The organism is Burkholderia dolosa (assembly GCF_902499135.1).
GTDB lineage: Bacteria > Pseudomonadota > Gammaproteobacteria > Burkholderiales > Burkholderiaceae > Burkholderia > Burkholderia dolosa.
This window is the reverse complement of record NZ_CABVPR010000001.1, coordinates 199,809-217,346: the sequence shown is the minus strand read 5'-3', so window position 1 is coordinate 217,346 and position 17,538 is coordinate 199,809. Positions and strand designations below refer to the sequence as shown.

Annotated in this window: 17 protein-coding genes and 1 pseudogene; 7 read left to right on the top strand and 11 right to left on the bottom strand. The window is 67.5% G+C overall.

Features of this window, described 5'->3' with window-relative positions; translation table 11 throughout:
• Positions 1–46: 46 nt before the first annotated feature.
• The gene (locus BUB20358_RS00995) at positions 47–1,198 is read left to right on the top strand and encodes a hypothetical protein (protein WP_035974922.1); all 1,152 of its coding nucleotides are present in this window, start codon (positions 47–49) and stop codon (positions 1,196–1,198) included.
• A 63-nt stretch (positions 1,199–1,261) separates the two neighbouring features.
• Here BUB20358_RS00995 and BUB20358_RS00990 read toward each other — a convergent pair whose 3' ends face one another.
• From BUB20358_RS00990 to BUB20358_RS00960, 7 genes are all read right to left on the bottom strand, one after another.
• Complete coding sequence (locus tag BUB20358_RS00990) at positions 1,262–2,662, bottom strand: amidase family protein (protein WP_035974920.1); 1,401 nt, start codon at positions 2,660–2,662, stop codon at positions 1,262–1,264.
• 73 nt (positions 2,663–2,735) lie between these two features.
• The gene (locus BUB20358_RS00985; RefSeq protein ID WP_035974918.1) at positions 2,736–3,527 is read right to left on the bottom strand and encodes an alpha/beta fold hydrolase; all 792 of its coding nucleotides are present in this window, start codon (positions 3,525–3,527) and stop codon (positions 2,736–2,738) included.
• Positions 3,528–3,627: 100 nt separating this feature from the next.
• Positions 3,628–3,990, bottom strand: coding sequence for a DUF4148 domain-containing protein (locus tag BUB20358_RS00980; protein ID WP_035975413.1), 363 nt, complete (start codon positions 3,988–3,990; stop codon positions 3,628–3,630).
• Between the two features lie 302 nt (positions 3,991–4,292).
• Positions 4,293–4,829 carry a cytochrome P460 family protein gene (locus tag BUB20358_RS00975; protein WP_035974916.1) on the bottom strand — a complete coding sequence of 179 codons (537 nt, stop codon included), beginning with the start codon at positions 4,827–4,829 and terminating at the stop codon, positions 4,293–4,295.
• Positions 4,829–5,869, bottom strand: coding sequence for an alpha/beta fold hydrolase (locus BUB20358_RS00970; RefSeq protein WP_006766817.1), 1,041 nt, complete (start codon positions 5,867–5,869; stop codon positions 4,829–4,831). Before BUB20358_RS00970 ends, BUB20358_RS00975 begins: the two co-directional genes overlap by 1 nt.
• 265 nt (positions 5,870–6,134) lie before the next feature.
• Positions 6,135–7,412, bottom strand: coding sequence for an epoxide hydrolase family protein (locus tag BUB20358_RS00965; RefSeq protein WP_006766816.1), 1,278 nt, complete (start codon positions 7,410–7,412; stop codon positions 6,135–6,137).
• Positions 7,413–7,613: 201 nt separating this feature from the next.
• Positions 7,614–8,318, bottom strand: a complete 705-nt coding sequence (locus BUB20358_RS00960; RefSeq protein ID WP_035975412.1) for an SDR family oxidoreductase — start codon at positions 8,316–8,318, stop codon at positions 7,614–7,616.
• A gap of 134 nt (positions 8,319–8,452) precedes the next feature.
• On the opposite strand from BUB20358_RS00960, the gene gcvA reads away from it, so the two are divergent.
• Entirely contained in the window at positions 8,453–9,346 is an 894-nt protein-coding gene (gcvA, locus tag BUB20358_RS00955) for a transcriptional regulator GcvA (protein WP_006766814.1), read from the top strand.
• Positions 9,347–9,373: 27 nt separating this feature from the next.
• Here gcvA and BUB20358_RS00950 read toward each other — a convergent pair whose 3' ends face one another.
• From BUB20358_RS00950 to BUB20358_RS00940, 3 genes are all read right to left on the bottom strand, one after another.
• Complete coding sequence (locus tag BUB20358_RS00950; protein ID WP_035975411.1) at positions 9,374–9,970, bottom strand: pyridoxamine 5'-phosphate oxidase family protein; 597 nt, start codon at positions 9,968–9,970, stop codon at positions 9,374–9,376.
• A 63-nt stretch (positions 9,971–10,033) separates the two neighbouring features.
• Positions 10,034–10,231, bottom strand: a complete 198-nt coding sequence (locus tag BUB20358_RS00945; protein ID WP_035974914.1) for a hypothetical protein — start codon at positions 10,229–10,231, stop codon at positions 10,034–10,036.
• 11 nt (positions 10,232–10,242) lie between these two features.
• Positions 10,243–11,442, bottom strand: a complete 1,200-nt coding sequence (locus BUB20358_RS00940; protein WP_006766812.1) for an aminotransferase-like domain-containing protein — start codon at positions 11,440–11,442, stop codon at positions 10,243–10,245.
• 342 nt (positions 11,443–11,784) lie between these two features.
• Between BUB20358_RS00940 and BUB20358_RS00935 the strand changes: the two are divergent.
• The 5 genes and pseudogenes from BUB20358_RS00935 (at position 11,785) to BUB20358_RS00915 (ending at position 16,870) form a co-directional block, all read left to right on the top strand.
• Positions 11,785–12,683, top strand: a pseudogene (locus BUB20358_RS00935) (LysR substrate-binding domain-containing protein).
• A gap of 158 nt (positions 12,684–12,841) precedes the next feature.
• Entirely contained in the window at positions 12,842–13,591 is a 750-nt protein-coding gene (locus BUB20358_RS00930; protein WP_006766810.1) for an SDR family NAD(P)-dependent oxidoreductase, read from the top strand.
• 74 nt (positions 13,592–13,665) lie between these two features.
• On the top strand, positions 13,666–14,991 hold the full coding sequence (locus BUB20358_RS00925) for an MFS transporter (protein WP_006766809.1): 1,326 nt from the start codon (positions 13,666–13,668) through the stop codon (positions 14,989–14,991).
• Positions 14,992–15,029: 38 nt separating this feature from the next.
• Complete coding sequence (locus tag BUB20358_RS00920) at positions 15,030–15,875, top strand: transketolase (protein WP_006766808.1); 846 nt, start codon at positions 15,030–15,032, stop codon at positions 15,873–15,875.
• Positions 15,872–16,870: a transketolase family protein gene (locus BUB20358_RS00915; RefSeq protein ID WP_035974911.1), complete on the top strand. Its 999-nt coding sequence runs from the start codon at positions 15,872–15,874 to the stop codon at positions 16,868–16,870. Before BUB20358_RS00920 ends, BUB20358_RS00915 begins: the two co-directional genes overlap by 4 nt.
• A gap of 91 nt (positions 16,871–16,961) precedes the next feature.
• Here BUB20358_RS00915 and BUB20358_RS00910 read toward each other — a convergent pair whose 3' ends face one another.
• Entirely contained in the window at positions 16,962–17,354 is a 393-nt protein-coding gene (locus BUB20358_RS00910) for a VOC family protein (RefSeq protein WP_035975410.1), read from the bottom strand.
• Between the last annotated feature and the right edge of the window lie 184 nt (positions 17,355–17,538).

Sequence of the window (17,538 nt, the reverse complement as noted above, 5' to 3'; positions counted from 1 at the left end):
CCCGCCGCCCTAGAATTCCGGCTCCGTAAAAAAACAGAGGGCCCATATGAGCACGCCGCCGTCCACCGTTCCGTGGAATATCGTCGCCGAACGTCTCGGGAAAATTTTCGACTTCGGCAAGAACGCCATCGAGCTGACCGCAAAGTTGGCGGTCCTGATGCTGGTCTTGCCAGGATTGTTGTTATGGACGTATCTCGACCGTATCGGCTGGCAGTTACTGTTTCTCGACTCGATCTCGTCGACGTCTGGTTTGCTCGCACTTCTTATCGGCACGGTATTGCTGGTATCCGGGGTGCTGCTCGTGCTGTGCGCACCGTCCATTTTTCTCCTGTCTCTACTTGCAATCGACAAGGAGCTGCGCGTCATCACGAAAAGCACGGCCGTCGCGATCCTGCTGACCGTCGTGACGTGGATGGCCATCGTATTCGCGGGATCGCTCTGGTTCAAGCACTTGTCCGTCCCGGTGGTTCTGCTTATCACGTTCGCGATCGGTATCGTCATCACGCTCGTCGGGCAGTACTTCGAGCGTACATTGACCGGCCAGGGCAAACTGAAAATACTGCTTAAGGCAGCAGGACTATCACTGCTCGTTACCATTGCCGCCGTTTCGGGCGGTGGTGGGTTCCTGACCGTCGAATCGTTTGCCGGTGACACGAGCACTAATGCCAAGGCACTCTCGGCACTCGCCACGCTTTTGCCCCTCACGCTCGCGGGCTTTTTGCCGGGCTTGATGGCGATCAGTCTTGCTGCGCGCAGCAAGCCGGCGACCGTCACGATCAAGTACGTCACTATCGGCGTCGGCTTCGTGCTCTATATCTTGGTCACGTGGTCGCTGACTTCATTGTCCACCGGCATCGGCGACCGTGCGCTCGAAAAGACGGGTGTGTACAGCACGACGCCCCAGGACTTTGAACTCCTCAAAGACGATGCACGGGACAGCGTCGCTCGCGTGGGTATCCCGATCACGTCGGCTGGAAAACCCACGATCCGAGCCTACGTTCGCTACGCGTTCGGCGACGTCCGCCTACTGTGTGCGAGCGAATTCCGGCCCGGCATCACGGACGGACTCGAGGACCCACTGTCGAACGATCCGGACGAACTCAAGCGTGCCAGGAACATGGCACTCGACGCGGGGCGCAATTGTGTGGTGCTGAGAAAGGACGACATCCGGCCGATTCGATTCAAGCAGTATCACTGAGCATGTTGCACTCAGACAGCCGGCGTGCGCGTCGACGCCGCGGAACGCCGGTTCTTGTTTGAATCACTTCACCGGATCGACCGGCGCCGCCGGCACGCCCCGCGCTTCGATGTCCCGCCCCGCGAGCAGACACAGATCTTCGCGATGATGCGCGGCGACCACCTGCACGCCGACCGGCACGCCGTTCACGAGCCCCGTCGTCACCGCGAGGCCCGGCAGCCCCATCGCGGGCAGCGCACGCAGCGTGAGCTGCGCTTCCCACACGCGCGCGAATCCGTCCGGCCCCTGCCGATCGAGATCGTCCGGGAACGGCAGTTCGGCCGACACCGGCATCAGCACGACCGCATACGCGTCGAGAAACAACCGCCATTCGCGTGCGAGCGTCGTACGGCGCACGAGCGCGCGGCTGATCACGTCGGCCGGCAGATCGCGCACCTTGTCGCGCACCGCGGCGATCACCGCGGCTGCGCCCGGATCGCCGTCGCTCGCGACCGCGTTCGCCAGCGCGTCGAAACCGTCGCCGAGCCACAGCTGCTCCTGTAGCTGCGCCGCTTCGCGCATCGGCGGCGTGTCGTCGATTTCGTCGACGGTCCAGCCGGCGTCGACGAGCCGGCGCGCGGCATCGCGCAATGCGGCTTCGACTTCCGGCACGACCTGCAGCCCGCCGGGACGAACGCACAGCGCCGCGCGACGCGACACCGCTCGGCCGTCGACCGGCACCTGCACGTACCACGGATCGCGCAGATCAGGCGCCGCGAGCGCATGCAGCGCGAGCGACAGATCGTCGATCGTGCGGGCGATCGGCCCGGCCGTCGACATCAGCTGCGCGCCGATCGCACGCTCCGGCGACGACGCATTGAAGGCCGGCACGCGCCCGAGCGACGGCCGCAGTCCATGCACGCCGCACGCGTATGCCGGATAGCGGACCGAGCCGCCGATGTCGGTGCCGAGCGCGAGCGCGCCGATCCCGGCCGCCACCGCGGCCGCCGCGCCGCCGCTCGAGCCGCCCGGCGTCAGCGACGGATCGCGCGGATTGCGCGTATGGCCGTGCACGAGATTCGACGTGAACCAGCGCAACGCGAAGGTCGGCGAATTGCTGCGGCCGAGCAGGATCGCGCCGGCCTTTCCGAGGTTCGCGACGGCCGGACTGTCCGCATGGGCGATCAGCTTTTCCTGCGCGCGCGTGCCGTTGGTCGTCGCGAAGCCGGCCTGATCGACGTTGATCTTCACGGTCACCGGCACGCCGGCGAGCGGCCCCGGATCGTCGCCGCGCGCGATCGCGCGATCGATGTCGTCGGCCTGCCGCAGCACGTCGTCGGGACGATGCTCGACCACCGCGTTGATCGCGGGATTCGCCGCATCGACGCGCGCGAGCGCGGCCTGCGCGACTTCGCGCGCCGACACGTCGCGCTGCCGCACACGCTTCGCAATTTCGGTTGCCGATAGTTGCCACAGTTGCGTCATGACTTCTCCTCGGGGAAGCACGTCACCGTCACTCGACGCACCGCAGTGCGAATCGCACCGCGGCGGCGTCCGCTCACTGCGCGCGCTGCTTCGCGCGTTCCGCGGCCGCGATGATCGCATCGGCCACGGCTTTCGGATGGCTGAGCATCGCGACATGGCTGCCGTTCACGCGGGTCACGGTCGCGCCGATCCGCTTCGCCATCGCGTCCTGCAGTTTCGGATCGATCATCCGGTCCTGCGTCGCGACGACGAACGAAGACGGCTTCGTGTGCCACGCGGCCTGCATCACCTTCTCCGAAATGCAACCGCTATACCACGGGCCCTGCGTCGCCGCAACGATGCGCTGCTGCGCGGGCGGCAGATCCGGCGCGAAATCCTCCGCGATCGCCTCGTCCGACAGCCGCGCGAAGCCACCCGAGTCCTTGCGCAGCTCGCCGGCCCACGACGGCGCCGGCAGCCCCTGCGTGACGTCGGCGATCGACTGGCCGTTGTCGGGCGCGAACGCGGCGACGTAGACGAGCGATTTCACTTTATCGTCGTTGCCCGCATCGCTGATCACGACACCCGCCCACGAATGGCCGACCAGCACGACCGGCCCGTTCTGCTCGTCGATCGCGCGCTTCGCGGCGGCCACATCGTCGGCGAGCGAACTCAGCGGATTCTGTACCGACACGACGTACAGCCCGCGCGCCTCGAGCAGCGGAATCACGCGATTCCAGCTCGACCCGTCGGCAAATGCGCCGTGTACGAGCACGACGTTCGTACCCTTCAGATCGGCTTGCGGCGCAGCGTGCGCCGCAACCGCGCCGAACAGCCCGCCGGCCACCGCGGCCGCCGTCAGCAGCCGTTTCATCAAACGAATCATCGTGATGCTCCTTGTGTGTCGTTGTTCAAATAAGGTCGAGCGTTCGACGCCGCCTCGCATCGCGCGCGGCGCGCGTCGGCGATGCGCGCCGCGCAGCGGGTCAGGAATGCGCGTACAGATCGTCCGCCGGCCATGCGGCAGTTGCGGCCGTTGCCGCGGTCGCGGCGTTTGCGGCGACACGCGTGCCACGTGCAGCGGCGCGGCCGGCCGGCGCCGAAGCGTCCGCGACGTTGTCGCCCTGCGACTTCGACGGACCGTTCTGATCGGAACGCACGACCTGCAGCGCGGCGGCCACGTCGTCCGGATAGTGCGCATCGCTGCTTGCCGGGTTGTAGCCGGCCCGCTCGAGGCGGATCAGTTCGGCGCGCACGTCGGCGCGCGTGACGCCGCGGCCGGTATCGGCGAACGACAGCGCGGGAAGGGAAGCAAGCACGGCGACGGCGAGGATTCGAGCGGTTTTCATCGTGTTTCTCCAGAAAGGATTTGACGTATCGATCATTCGGCATCCGGCGCGAATAGCGCGCATCGGACGTTTGCTGCATGTCGACAGTAGAACCCGCTCACGTATCCGGCATGTTTCCGGAACAGCGCCGCTGTGCAAGCCGATGTTTCCGGCGCGCGTGCGGATACAGTGCGATACACGGCCGGATCGTTTCGGACGTGCGGCGCGGCCGGCGGCCTCTTTCGTCGCCGCACGTACGATGAAAAAAGGCGTGCCCGTTCGGCACGCCTGCTGGCGCAGCGATCCACCGCGCGCGTATCGCGTCAAGGCGCGAGCCGCGTGAACACGTAGTCGTGGTTCTTCACGCGCGCCTGGTGACACGCAAAGCACGTCTGGTGCTGGCCGATGTCGGCCGGCACACCGTTGACGAAGCGCCCGAAACCCCAGCCGCCCGTCGACGCATAGCGGCGCGAATCCTTCACCATCACCTGCACCGTCGTCGCCTGGCCCGGCACGGTCGCCGACGGGAACTCGTCGGACTGCTTGCGCTTGTATGCGAGCTTCACGAGGATCGTGCCGTCCGGGAACGGCAGCGTCGACTGCTCGAGCGCGCGCATCGCGACCGGATTGCCGAGCACCACGCGCAGTTCGTCGAGCGGCGCCGCTTCCTCGGCCGGCGCGACCATTTCCCACTTGCGGTAGCCGGGCGGAATCGTCACGCCGTAGATCGGCGACGCCGCCGGTTTCGACTGCTCGGCAAACGCGGCCGGACCGCTCGCCGACAGCGCGCCGGCCAGCAGCGCACCTGCGACGAGCACGCGGCGCGCGCCGCGACGGAAGGTGTCGTGGCCGGCCCGCATCACAGGTGCTCCACTTGCAGCATCGCGTCGGCGAACGCCTGCGGCGCTTCCTGCGGCAGATTGTGGCCGATGCCGCCGGTGATCGTCCGATGCTGATACTTGCCCGTGAACTTCTTCGCATACGCGGCCGGCTGCGGATGCGGCGCGCCGTTCGAGTCGCCTTCCATCGTGATCGTCGGCACCGCAATCGTCGGGCCGGCAGCGAGGCGCCGCTCGATGTCGTCGTATTGCGCTTCGCCCTTCGCGAGCCCGAGGCGCCAGCGGTAGTTGTGGATCACGATCGCAACGTGATCGGGGTTCTGGAACGACTCGGCCGTACGTGCATAGGTTTCGTCGGAGAACTGCCATTTCGGCGACGCGAGCTTCCAGATCAGCTTGTTGAACGCATCGCGGTTCGCCGCATAGCCGAGCGCGCCGCGCTCGGTCGCGAAGTAGAACTGATACCACCACTGCAACTCGGCCTGCGGCGGCAGCGGCTTGCGGTTCGCCTCCTGGCTGCCGATCAGATAGCCGCTCACCGACACGAGCCCCTTCACGCGCTGCGGCCACAGCGCGGCGATCACGTCGGCCGTGCGCGCGCCCCAGTCGTAGCCGCCGAACACCGCGCGGTCGATCTTCAGTGCGTCCATCAACGCGACGATGTCGACGGCCGTGACCGCCTGCTGGCCGTTGCGCACCGTGTCGGCCGAGCGGAACGTCGTCGAGCCGTAGCCGCGCAGGTACGGCACGATCACGCGATAGCCGGCCGCGACGAGCAGCGGCGCGACTTCGGCGTAGCTGTAGATGTCGTACGGCCAGCCGTGCAGCAGGAACGCGACGGGGCCGTTCTTCGGTCCGAGGTCCGCATACCCGACGTTCAGCACGCCGGCGTCGATTTGATGGATCGGCCCGAGCGACGCGCCGCCCGCGCCGCTGGTTGCGGACGCAACGGGCGCGGACTGTGCGTGCGCAAGGTTCGCCAAGCCGAGATCGGCGAGGCTCAGGCTCGCGACTGCGGTGCCCAGCAGCAGGCGGCGTCGGGTGTTCACGGTATCAGGCATGATTCGTTCTCCATTGTCGATCGCTAAGTAAAGGGCCGCGGGCCACGCACGCGCGCCGGTATCGCCGTTCGCAGCGGTCGCGCATGACGTTGCGCCGCCGTGCGAAACGCTTCACCGTTTTTATATCCGAACCGTTCGGACGCTTTGTATCGCTACGTATCCGTGTCGAAGCACGACACATGACGATTCAAAATTGTGGTTCGAACGCAGGCTCGCGCAGGCGTCGCGCCGTATCGCAGGCCGCCCGCGCGTCGCCCGTCGTGCGTTACGCGCGCCGCAGCGGCCGGAACCCGGCCCGCACTTCGCGGGCGAACAGCTCTGGCACTTCCCATGCCGCGAAATGCCCGCCCTTGTCGACTTCGTTGAAGTAGATCAGGTTGTGATAGCAACGTTCTGCCCAGCTGCGCGGCGCCTGGTAGATCTCGCCGGGGAACACCGTGATCGCGGCCGGCAGCGAGATGTCGACCGCGTTGAAGTTGTTCGAGTGATCTTCCCAGTAGATCTGCGCCGACGACGTCGCGGTGTTCGTCAGCCAGTACAGCGAGATGTCGTCGAGGATCTCGTCGCGCGGAATCGAGCGCTCGGGCACGCCGCCGCTGTACGTCCATTGCGAGATCTTGTCGTACATCCACGCGGCCTGGCCGGCCGGCGAATCGGCGAGCGCGTAGCCGACGGTCTGCGGGCGCGTGACCATCATCGCCGAGTAGCCGCAGTTGTCGCGATAGAACGTCGCGAGCTTCTCGTATGCGGCCTTCTCCTTCGGCGACAGCGCGGCCGGCGCCGGCGCGTCGAGCTGCAGCAGCGCCGCGATGTCCGGCGGCACCGTCGCCGGCATGTTCACGTGAATGCCGACCAGCCCCTTCACGCGCTGCATCGCCATCCGGTGCGAGATCACCGAGCCGCAGTCGCCGCCCTGCGATACGAAGCGCGTGTAGCCGAGCCGCGCCATCAGTTCGCCCCACGCACGCGCGATGTGGTCCGAGCCCCAGCCCGTCCGCGTCGGCCGGCCGGAGAAGCCGAAGCCGGGCAGCGACGGCACGACGACGTGGAACGCGTCGTCGGCGCTCGCACCGTGCGCGGTCGGATCGGTCAGCGGGCCGATCGCCTTCAGCAGCTCGAAGACGGAGCCCGGCCAGCCGTGCGTCATGATCATCGGCATCGCGTTCTCGTGCCGCGAGCGCACGTGGATGAAGTGAATATCGAGCCCGTCGATCTCCGTGATGAACATCGGAAAGCCGTTCAGGCGGGCCTCGCCCTTGCGCCAGTCGTAGTCGGTGCCCCAGTAGTTCAGCAGCGCCTGCATGCGCGCGAGCCGCACGCCCTGCGATTCGTCGGCGACGGTTTCGCGGCCCGGCCAGCGCGTTGCGGTAATGCGGCGGCGCAGGTCGGTCAGTGCTTCGTCGGGAATGTGCGCGGTGAACGGTCGTATGCCGGTCGTGCCGGTCGCGGCATGCACTGCGGTGGGCAGCATCGCGGCGACGCCGGCGGCCACGGAGCTGGCGAGCACGTGGCGGCGCATCGGGGAAAACGGTGTGGAAGACATCGTTCGGCATCTCCTTTCGTGAAGTGGACATGCCGTGCGTCCGATCGCGCGTTCGCTGTCGTGGCGACGCGGCCGGTCACGCGGCGTCGCCCATTTGAAAGGTCCGATGTATCCGGGATTTGTCTGATTTGTACGCGTTTGTAGCGACGAGCGGCCCGCGCGGCCGCGGTTCGGCGCGGCTCCGCGGCCGCGCACTGCAGTTCACAGCGCGTTGACGATCGCGCCGTCGACGCGGATGTTCTGCCCGGTGATATAGCCGGCGCCGTCGGACAGCAGGAACGCGACCGTCTTCGCGATCTCGCCGGTCTTGCCGAAACGGCCGGCCGGAATGCGCGCGACGATCTCGGGCGTTTCCGGCCAGCTGTCGACGAAGCCCGGCAGCACCGCGTTCATCCGGATGTTGTCGGCCGCGTAACGTTGCGCATACAACCGCGTCCACGCACTCAGCGCCGCACGCAGCGCGGACGACACGGGCATCGCCTGCTCGGGCGCGTCGGCCGCGAAACTGGAGATGTTCACCGCCGCGCCGCCGCCCTGCTGCTGGAAGATCGGCGTCACGCGACGCATCACGCGCACCACGTTCAGCAGGATCAGGTCGAGCCCCGCATGCCAGCTTTCGTCGGCGATCGACAGCAGGTCGCCCTTCGGCGGATGCCCGGTGTTGTTGACGACGGCGTCGATCCGCCCGTAGCGCGCGACCGTCTGCTGCACGAGCCGGTCGATGTCGGCGTCTTCCGTCACCGAGCCCTGGATGCCGAAGCCGCCCAGTTCGTCGCCGAGCGCCACCGCGCTGCCGGACGGCGACATCAGCGCGACGCGGTAGCCCGTCGCCGCCAGCTCGCGCGCGATCGCCGCGCCCATGCCTTTGCCCGCTGCCGTGATCAATGCTACTTTTTCTACAGTCACGATCCGCTCCTCGTTCGAATGCTGCACTCGCGCTGCCGCCATCCGGCACGCACCGGTGGTAATGTAGGCGCATCGTTCGCCGCTGTCGAACCAGTATTTCTGCGATCAGCCGATAGATTTTCTACATTCTCGCGATGCCGCCACGCCCTTCCCGCCTGCCGCCGCTGAACGCGCTTCGCGCATTCGAAGTGTCCGCGCGGCACCTCAACTTCCGCGCCGCGGCCGACGAGATCGGCGTCACGCAAGGCGCGGTCGCGCAGCAGGTACGCCATCTCGAGGACGTGCTCGGCCTGAAGCTGTTCGAGCGCCTGCCGCGCGGGCTCGCGCTGACGCACGACGGCGCCGCGTACTTCTCCGACGTGCAGCGCGCGCTGCTCGCGATCGCCGACGCGACCGACAGGCTCGTGAAGCGGCGCGCGGCGCTGACGATCAGCACGACGCCGTCGTTCGCGTCGAAGTGGCTGATCCCGCGGCTCGCGCAGTTCACCGATGCGCATCCCGACTACGACGTGCGCGTGATCGCCGATCCGCAGCTCGCGACGTTCCGCCACGACGGCGTCGATCTGGCGATCCGCTACGGGAAGCCGCCGTTCGGCAAGCATCTCGTCGCGCATCCGCTGTTTCCGCTCGACGTCTGCGCGGTATGCAGCCCCGCGCTGCTGGCCGCGCCCGCGTCGCCGCGCGCGCTCGCGGGCCTCGTGCTGCTGCACGACGCGCACGATCTGTGGCCGGCGTTCGTCGCCGCGCTGCCTGAGCCGGTCGACGTCGATCCGCACAAGGGGCTGCGCTTCAACCAGACGTCGCTCGCGATCGATGCGGCCGTCGCGGGCCAGGGCATCGCGCTCGCGACCGATCCGCTCGTCGAGCGCGACATCGCGGCGGGCCGGCTGTGCAAGCCGTTCGAGTTCGCGTTTCCGCTGTCGGTCGGGTTCTATCTCGTGTACCCGGCCGAGCGGCGCGACGACGACGCGATCGCGGCGATGCGCGACTGGATCGTTCGCGAGGCGGCGTCGGACGAAGCGCGGTAAGCGGCGGCGGGGCGATCGCGGTCGCGATCACGGCGCGATCCAGCGGCCTGCGTAGCCGGTCGCATTCACGTCGAATACCGCTCGACGATGACCGGCACGCGCGAGTTCGAGCCAGTCCACGCGCGTCACCGTCACATGCAGCACGCAGAAGTTCTCGTAGCCGTCGTCGGCGTGCGTCGTGCGCGGGTTCGCGGCGACATGCGCGTCTTCCGGCGACGCGATCGGCGTCGCGGGCGCGAGCGGCGTGCGATACAGCAGCAGCGTATGCGGACGGCTCGCCCGCCACAGCGCGCGCCGCTGCGCGTCGTCTTCGACGATCGATGCGATCCCTTCCGCGCGAATCTGCACGAGCGCATCGAGATCGTTCGCGACGAGCGCGATGCGCGGATCGCGGCGCAGCTCCGCGACCTTCTGCGAACGCAGGTCGGTATGAAACGACAGCCGGCGCGCCGCGCGGCACACGTCGCGCAGCACGACCGTGCGCACCTTGGGCGCGCCATCGACGCCGAGCGTCGCGGCCTGCAGCATCGTGAACGGCGAGCGCTGCGCGCTCACGCCCGATTCGAGGCACGACCATACGCGGTCGTAGGTCGCGGCGAGCGATTCGGAGGCGGGGTCGGGCATCATCGGGCGGGCGGCGTGTTGGCTTCGATCGCGCCAGCTTAACCGTTTCGATCGCGCCGCCGCTCAGTTGTAGCCGAGCACGACCGGCGCGGCGTCCGGTGTATCGACGGCATCGGCAGGCTCCGATGCGAACCGGCCGAGCACGTCGACGACATACTGCGGCCCCGCGCCGATCTGCGACGAACGGTGCTCGACCGGCTCGATTCCCGCGGCGCGCGATGTGTCGTCCCGCTGCGCGATGTCGTTGAAGATGACGTTCATTGTTTGCGTCCTCACGCGGCGAGCGCCGCACCATACGCGCGCACGAGGCGCGCGACGCCTTCGCGGATCGCATCGACGTCCGGTGCGGCGAACGACAGGCGCAGCGATGCGTCGTCGACGTTGTCCGCGAAGAACGCGCTGCCGGGCACGAACACGACCTTGTTCGCAATCGCGTGCTGCAGCAGTGCAGCCGACGACACGGCGCCGAGCCGCGCCCACACGAACATCCCGCCTTCGGGACGATGGAACTCGATTGCATCGCCGAAGCCGTCGCGCAATGCGTCGCACATCGCATCGCATTTGCGCCGGTACGCGTGCGCGATGCGCGGCAGATGACGTTCGAGCGCGCCGTCGGCCAGATACTCGGCGGCCGTCGCCTGCGTCCACGGCGCGCTGCACAGATCGACCGTCTGCTTCGCGATCACGCAGCGCCGCGCGATGTCGGCCGGCGCGATCGTCCAGCCGACTCGCAGCCCCGGCGCGACGATCTTCGACAGGCTCGCGAAGTGCACGATCCAGTCGCGCGCGCCGTCCACTTCGCCGGCGAGCGCGAGCAGCGACGGCACGGCTTCGCCCGCGAAACGCAGGTCGCCGTACGGATCGTCCTCGACGATCAGGAAGCGGTATTGCACGGCGAGGCGCAGCAGCTTCATCCGCCGTTCGCGCGCGAGCGTCGCGCCGGTCGGATTCGCGAACGTCGGCACCGTGTACAGCAGCTTCGGCTGCGTCAGCTCACCCGATGCGAGCAGCGTGCCGAGCCGGTCGACGTCGAGACCGTCGCCGTCGACCGGGAGCGTCACGATGCGCGCGTGCTGCATGCGCATCGCCTGCAGCGTCGCCGGATAGGCCGGCTGTTCGGTCAGCACGACATCGCCGGGCGACACCATCACGCGCAGCAGCAGGTCGAGGCCCTGCTGCGAGCCGGTCGTGACGAGCAGTTCGGATGCGGTGCACGCGGCGCCGCGGCGCGCCATCAGCGCGATCAACTGCTGTTTCAATTCCGCGAGGCCGTCGGTCGGCCCGTATTGCAGGCAGCGCACCGGTTGCGCATACGCACGCGCGGCCGCCGCATTCAGTCCGTCGACGTCGAACAGGTCGCTGGCCGGATAGCCGCCCGCGAACGAGATCATCCCCGGCTCGGAGAGGTACTTGAACAGCTCGCGGATCGGCGAGCCGGCCGGTTGCTGGAACGAAGGAGTGAACGCGTACATGTCGTCGTGGGCCCGATGCGGTTGGCGGCGGCGAAGGCCTCCGCGCGCCGGCCGCCCGCGCTTCCCGCGCAGCGGCGACCGACGCGAGCCACGATTGTCGACAGTCATTAACGCCGCCGCAAACGATATCTACGCACTAGGTCTTGCGGTTTGGTCATCAATTCATCAGGCCGCGATGCGGGGCAAACGACGGAGCCTTTCAGCCGCCCCTCCCGCCCCCACATCGTGCACGGCCCACGAACGATGGATAATGCGAGGCAATCGACCGTCGTCCGTGCCGCGCGATCCATCAGCTGCCGACGGACGACTCCGTTCCGCTGCCGCCGATTCCCGGATTTCATCATGCGCATCCCACCGCTGAAGGCGATCATCGCGTTCGAAAGCGTTGCCCGAACCAAGAGCGTGAATCGCGCGGCCGACGAGCTCGGCCTGACCGCATCGGCAGTCAGCCATCAGCTGAGCAACCTCGAGTCGCTGATCGGGCAGCCGCTGTTCCAGCGTTCCGGGCGCGGGCTCGTGCTCACGCCGACCGGCGAGCGCTATCTGGCCGACGTGACGGGTTCGCTGGCCGATCTGAGCCGCGCGACCGAGCGCGCATCGAGCGGCACCGAAGTCGACATTCTCCGCGTGCATTCGAGCCCGAGCTTCGGGCTGATGTGGCTGCTGCCGAGGCTGTCGTCGTTTCAGCAGGCAAACGGCGACATTCAGCTGAACCTCGCGTGCTCGTACGAGAACGTATCGTTCTCGAACGGCTTCTACGACATCGACGTCAGACACGGCTACGGAAACTGGGACAACCTCGAAGTCCGGACCGTGCGCGGCGAATTCATCGCGCCGCTCGCCGCGCCGCGCTACCTCGAACGGCATCCGGTCCATGCCCCCGAAGATCTGCTCGCGCACCGGCTCATCTATTCCGAAACGCCGCTCGTCCAGTGGAAGCAGTGGTTCGGTCGGACCGGCGTATCGCTCGCGACGCAGAAGACGTTCGATTTTTCGTTCGATCGTTCGTACATGTCGCTCGAAACCGCAGCGCTCGGCCTCGGCATCGCGCTCGAAAGCCTGATGCTCGCGTCCGCGAAGATCCGCGACGGCCTGCTCGTGCCCGTATTCGGCGACCGCCATGCGGTCGAAGTCGGCGCGCATCATCTCGTTTACCCGAGGCAAACGCCGAACTGCCGCGCGTGAAGCGCTTCCTCGCATGGATCGAGCGCGAAGTCGCGACGCAGCACCACGCACGCTGACGGCCGACGCCGCGCGCCGATTGCGATATTGCGCTGCGGCACGCGGCGGCCGGTGCGGCGTCATCTGAAATTTTCTCAACTATGGTTGAGCGTTTCCGCGTTGATGCGGGTGTCGCACAAGCCGACACTCAGCGCAACATCAACACAGGAGACGACCGATGTTGCTCGAGAACCGGATCATCATCGTGACAGGCGCGGCGTCGCCGCGCGGTATCGGCAAGGCCACCGCCCGCGCGCTCGCCGCGCACGGCGCGCGCGTGGCGATCCTCGACCTTCGCGAGGAAGACGCGCGGGCGGCGGCCGCCGACCTCGGCGCCGACCATCTCGGCCTCGCGTGCGACGTGACCGACCGCGACGCATGCGTCGCCGCGGCCCGCGCGACGCTCGAACGCTACGGCCGCATCGACGGCCTGGTGAACAACGCGGGCATCACGCAGCCCGTTCGCACGATGGACATCGCCGCGCGCGACTTCGACGCGATCGTCGACGTGAACCTGCGCGGCACGCTGTACATGTCGCAGGCGGTGCTTCCGGCGATGCGCGAGCAGCGCGGCGGCAGCATCGTGTGCATGTCGTCGGTGTCCGCGCAGCGCGGCGGCGGCATCTTCGGCGGCCCGCACTACAGCGCCGCGAAGGCCGGCGTGCTCGGCCTCGCGAAAGCGATGGCGCGCGAGTTCGGCCCCGACCGTATCCGCATCAATTCGATCACGCCGGGCCTGATCCAGACCGACATCACCGGCGACAAGCTCACGCCCGCGATGCGCGACGACATCGTCAACGGCATTCCGCTCGGCCGGCTCGGCGACGCGGCCGACGTCGCGAACGCGTGCCTGTTCCTGCTGAGCGACCTGTCGAGCTACCTGACCGGCATCACGCTCGACGTCAACGGCGGCATGCTGATCCACTGAGCACGGCGCCGCGACATGCGACGCCGCACATCGCGCACCCGCGGACGACCGCGGGGCCATGGCAGGAGACGAAGATGAGAGCAAAGTACACCGCACCGCCGGTTCCCGGCGACGTGCTGCAGCGAGACGATTCGAAGACGTTCGAAGCCGCGACGTATGCGAAGGTCGCCCGGCGGCTGATTCCATTCCTGATGCTGTGCTATCTGGGCGCGTATCTCGACCGCGTGAACGTCGGCTTCGCGAAGCTGCAGATGCTCGGCGACCTGCGCTTCAGCGAGACCGTGTACGGGATGGGCGCGGGCATCTTCTTTCTCGGCTACTTCCTGTTCGAGGTGCCGAGCAACGTGATCCTGCATCGGGTCGGCGCGCGGCGCTGGCTCGCGCGCATCATGCTGACGTGGGCGGTGATTTCCGCGAGCTTCGTGTTCGTGAAGTCGCCGACCATGTTCTACGTGCTGCGGTTTCTGCTCGGCGTCGCCGAGGCGGGCTTCGCACCGGGCGTGATCCTCTATCTGACGTACTGGTTTCCGTCCGAGCGGCGCGCGAAGGCGCTGTCGCTGTTCTTCATTGCGATTCCGCTGGCCGGGATCGTCGGCGGGCCGTTGTCGGGCGCGATCATGCATGCGCTGCACGGCGCGATGTCGATGGCCGGCTGGAAGTGGCTGTTCCTGCTCGAAGCGCTGCCGTCGCTCGTGCTCGGCTTCGCGATCCTGTTCTATCTCGACGACGGGATCGCGCACGCCAGGTGGCTGACCGACGCGGAGAAGGCGCTGCTCGCGCGCAACGTGTCGGCCGATGCCGAGCACAAGACCGCGCACGGATCGATTCGCGCGTTCATCGGCGACCGCCGGCTGTGGCTGATGGCCGCGATCTATTTCTGCGTCGTGCTCGGCCAGTACGGCCTCACGTTCTGGCTGCCGACGATCATCCGCAAGGCCGGCGTCGCCGATCCGCTGTGGGTCGGCCTGTTCACCGCGATTCCGTACACGTGCGCGATCGTCGCGCTGCCGCTGATCGGCATCAGCGCCGATCGCCGCCGCGAACGCCGTCTCCATCTCGCGGTGCCGATGCTGATCTCGGCAGCCGGTTTTGCGGCATTGCCGGCGCTCGGCAGCGTCGCCGCGTCGATCGTGTGCCTGAGCATCGCGTCCGCCGGCATTCTCGCGTCGTCATCGCAGTTCTGGTCGCTGCCCACCGCCCTGCTGGGCGGGATGTCGGCCGCGGCCGGCATCGCGGCGGTCAATTGCTTCGCGAACCTCGCGGGCTTCTTCTCGCCCGCGATCGTCGGCTGGCTGAACGACCTGACCGGCAAATCCACCGCCGGCCTCGTGTTCATTTCCGTCGCGGTCACGCTCGGCGCGCTGCTGGTGTTCCTGGTGCCGCGCTCGGTGAATCGCTGATCCGACTCGCCTCTTTCCGAACCAAACTGGAGCTATCGATGGATACCGAAGCCGTCCATGAAGCGGTCACGCTCGCCGAGCGCGCGTACCGCATCCGAAGAAACGCCGTGCTGATGGGCGAAGTGCAGGGCCAGGGTTATATCGGCCAGGCGCTCGACATCGCCGACGTGCTCGCCGTCGCGTATTTCGGTGCGATGCGCTACCGCGCCGACGATCCCGAATGGGACGGCCGCGACCGTTTCCTGCTGTCGAACGGCCACTATGCGATCGCGCTGTACGCGGCGCTGCTCGAGGCCGGCATCCTGCCGGCCGACGAACTCGAAACCTACGGCAGCGACGACAGCCGCCTGCCGATGTCCGGCATGGCGAGCTATACGCCCGGCATGGAAATGTCCGGCGGCTCGCTCGGGCAAGGCCTGACGATCGCGGTCGGCCGCTGCCTCGGGCTCAAGCGCAAGGGTTCGGACGCGTTCGTCTACACGCTGTTCTCCGACGGCGAGCTCGACGAAGGCGCGATCTGGGAAGGGCTGATGTCCGCCGCGCACTGGAAGCTCGACAACCTGATCGCGATCGTCGACGTCAACAATCAGCAGGCCGACGGCCCGTCGACGCAGATCATGGCGTTCGAGCCGCTCGTCGACAAGCTCGAAGCGTTCGGCTGGTACGTGCAGCGCGTCGACGGCAACGACATCGACGCGGTGAAGCGCGCGTTCGACAATGCGCGCGATCATGACCGGCCGCAGCCGCGCATCGTCGTCTGCGATACGAAGATGGGGCGCGGCGTGCCGTTCCTCGAAGCGCGCGAGAAGAATCATTTCATCCGCGTCGACGCGCACGAGTGGAAGCTCGCGCTCGACGCACTCGAAGCAGGGAGACGAGCATGAGCACCGCCGGCAACACCACGCGCCTGAAAACGTCCGCGATGATCGCGTCGATCGCCGCCGAAGGACAGGCCACCCGTTCGGCACCGTTCGGGCATGCGCTGTCGGCGCTCGCGCGAACCCGGCCCGACGTGATCGGCATGACCGCCGACCTCGGCAAGTACACCGATCTGCACGTCTTCGCGAAGGAATTCCCCGACCGCTACTACCAGATGGGCATGGCCGAGCAGCTGCTGATGGGCGCGGCCGCCGGCTTCGCGCACGAAGGCGCGCAGCCGTTCGTCACGACGTATGCGGTGTTCGCGACGCGCCGTGCATACGACTTCATCCATCAGGCGATCGCCGAGGACAATCTCGACGTGAAGCTGATCTGCGCGCTGCCCGGCCTCACGACCGGCTACGGCCCGAGCCACCAGGCCGCCGAGGATCTTGCGCTGATGCGCGCGATGCCGAACATGACCGTGATCGATCCGTGCGACGCGGTCGACATCGAACAGATGGTGCCGGCGATCGCCGCGCACGACGGACCCGTGTACGCGCGCCTGCTGCGCGGCAACGTGCCGGTCGTGCTCGACGAATACGACTACACGTTCGAACTCGGCAACGCGAAGCTGCTGCGCGACGGCAACGACGTGCTGCTGATCTCGTCCGGGATCATGACGATGCGTTCGCTCGAAGTCGCAAAGGCCCTCGAGGCCGACAACGTCGACGTCGCCGTGCTGCACGTGCCGACCATCAAGCCGCTCGATACGGCGACGATTCTTCGCGAAGCGCGGCGCACGGGGCGCATGGTGGTCGTAGCGGAAAACCATACGCAGATCGGCGGTCTCGGCGAAGCGGTCGCGAGCACGCTGCTCGGTGCGGGCGTGGCCGCACCGTTCCGGCAGATCGCGCTGCCCGACGCGTTCCTCGCCGCAGGCGCGTTGCCGACGCTGCATCGGCGCTACGGAATCTCCGCCGATGCGATGGCGGCAAGCATCAAGGGCTGGCTCGGCTGAGCGGCGCGCATCGGCTGTCGGTCGGGAAATCGATCCGTCTCTCGTCGATGCCCGTGCCGGACGATCGGTTGCCGGTCGTCCGGCGCCGCTGTCATCGATAGAGCGACGCGCTTTCGCCGGTTGTTGCGCGGCGCCAGATTTCGGCGTCGGAAAGCGTCGTTTCGATGAACTCGACCGGCACGCCCGCGTTGTCGATCATCGCGACGCGATAGCCGTCGATCGGCTCGTACGGCCCGAGGATCACCGTGTGTCCGTCGATCGCAGCCGCCAGATCGCTGACCTTGTACGCGACATGCGGCTGACTGCGCACGAGCGGATGCAGCGGCGAATCGGGCTCGAACCGGTGCCATTGAATCGGCAGCGGGCCGGTCGGATCGTCGGTCGTATACATCCCGGCGGCACGCGCGTATCGTTCGCCGGCGAGCCGCTGCTCGGTCGGAATGCCGATGTGATGCAACGAGTAAGTGACGCCTTGTCGTGTCACGTTCGTCTCCGTCGACGGTCGATTGCGATGCGCGGGCTTCGCTGCGGCGCTGTGAAACCGCGTTGCCGTGCGGAGCGCCGGCGGCGGCATGCCGTGCATTTTGCGCGGGTTGTCTTAGTGGAAACTTAACGGGGCGGAGAGGAGGTGCCGGGGTCCGTTTCGGGTTCGTGCGCGGGAGCGATGA

Coding starts and splice junctions, on each gene's coding strand:
- BUB20358_RS00995 (WP_035974922.1), top strand. CDS start 47: ATGAGCACGCCGCCGTCCACCGTTCCGTGGAATATCGTCGCCGAACGT.
- BUB20358_RS00990 (WP_035974920.1), bottom strand. CDS start 2,662: ATGACGCAACTGTGGCAACTATCGGCAACCGAAATTGCGAAGCGTGTG.
- BUB20358_RS00985 (WP_035974918.1), bottom strand. CDS start 3,527: ATGATTCGTTTGATGAAACGGCTGCTGACGGCGGCCGCGGTGGCCGGC.
- BUB20358_RS00980 (WP_035975413.1), bottom strand. CDS start 3,990: ATGAAAACCGCTCGAATCCTCGCCGTCGCCGTGCTTGCTTCCCTTCCC.
- BUB20358_RS00975 (WP_035974916.1), bottom strand. CDS start 4,829: ATGCGGGCCGGCCACGACACCTTCCGTCGCGGCGCGCGCCGCGTGCTC.
- BUB20358_RS00970 (WP_006766817.1), bottom strand. CDS start 5,869: ATGCCTGATACCGTGAACACCCGACGCCGCCTGCTGCTGGGCACCGCA.
- BUB20358_RS00965 (WP_006766816.1), bottom strand. CDS start 7,412: ATGTCTTCCACACCGTTTTCCCCGATGCGCCGCCACGTGCTCGCCAGC.
- gcvA (WP_006766814.1), top strand. CDS start 8,453: ATGCCGCCACGCCCTTCCCGCCTGCCGCCGCTGAACGCGCTTCGCGCA.
- BUB20358_RS00950 (WP_035975411.1), bottom strand. CDS start 9,970: ATGCCCGACCCCGCCTCCGAATCGCTCGCCGCGACCTACGACCGCGTA.
- BUB20358_RS00945 (WP_035974914.1), bottom strand. CDS start 10,231: ATGAACGTCATCTTCAACGACATCGCGCAGCGGGACGACACATCGCGC.
- BUB20358_RS00940 (WP_006766812.1), bottom strand. CDS start 11,442: ATGTACGCGTTCACTCCTTCGTTCCAGCAACCGGCCGGCTCGCCGATC.
- BUB20358_RS00930 (WP_006766810.1), top strand. CDS start 12,842: ATGTTGCTCGAGAACCGGATCATCATCGTGACAGGCGCGGCGTCGCCG.
- BUB20358_RS00925 (WP_006766809.1), top strand. CDS start 13,666: ATGAGAGCAAAGTACACCGCACCGCCGGTTCCCGGCGACGTGCTGCAG.
- BUB20358_RS00920 (WP_006766808.1), top strand. CDS start 15,030: ATGGATACCGAAGCCGTCCATGAAGCGGTCACGCTCGCCGAGCGCGCG.
- BUB20358_RS00915 (WP_035974911.1), top strand. CDS start 15,872: ATGAGCACCGCCGGCAACACCACGCGCCTGAAAACGTCCGCGATGATC.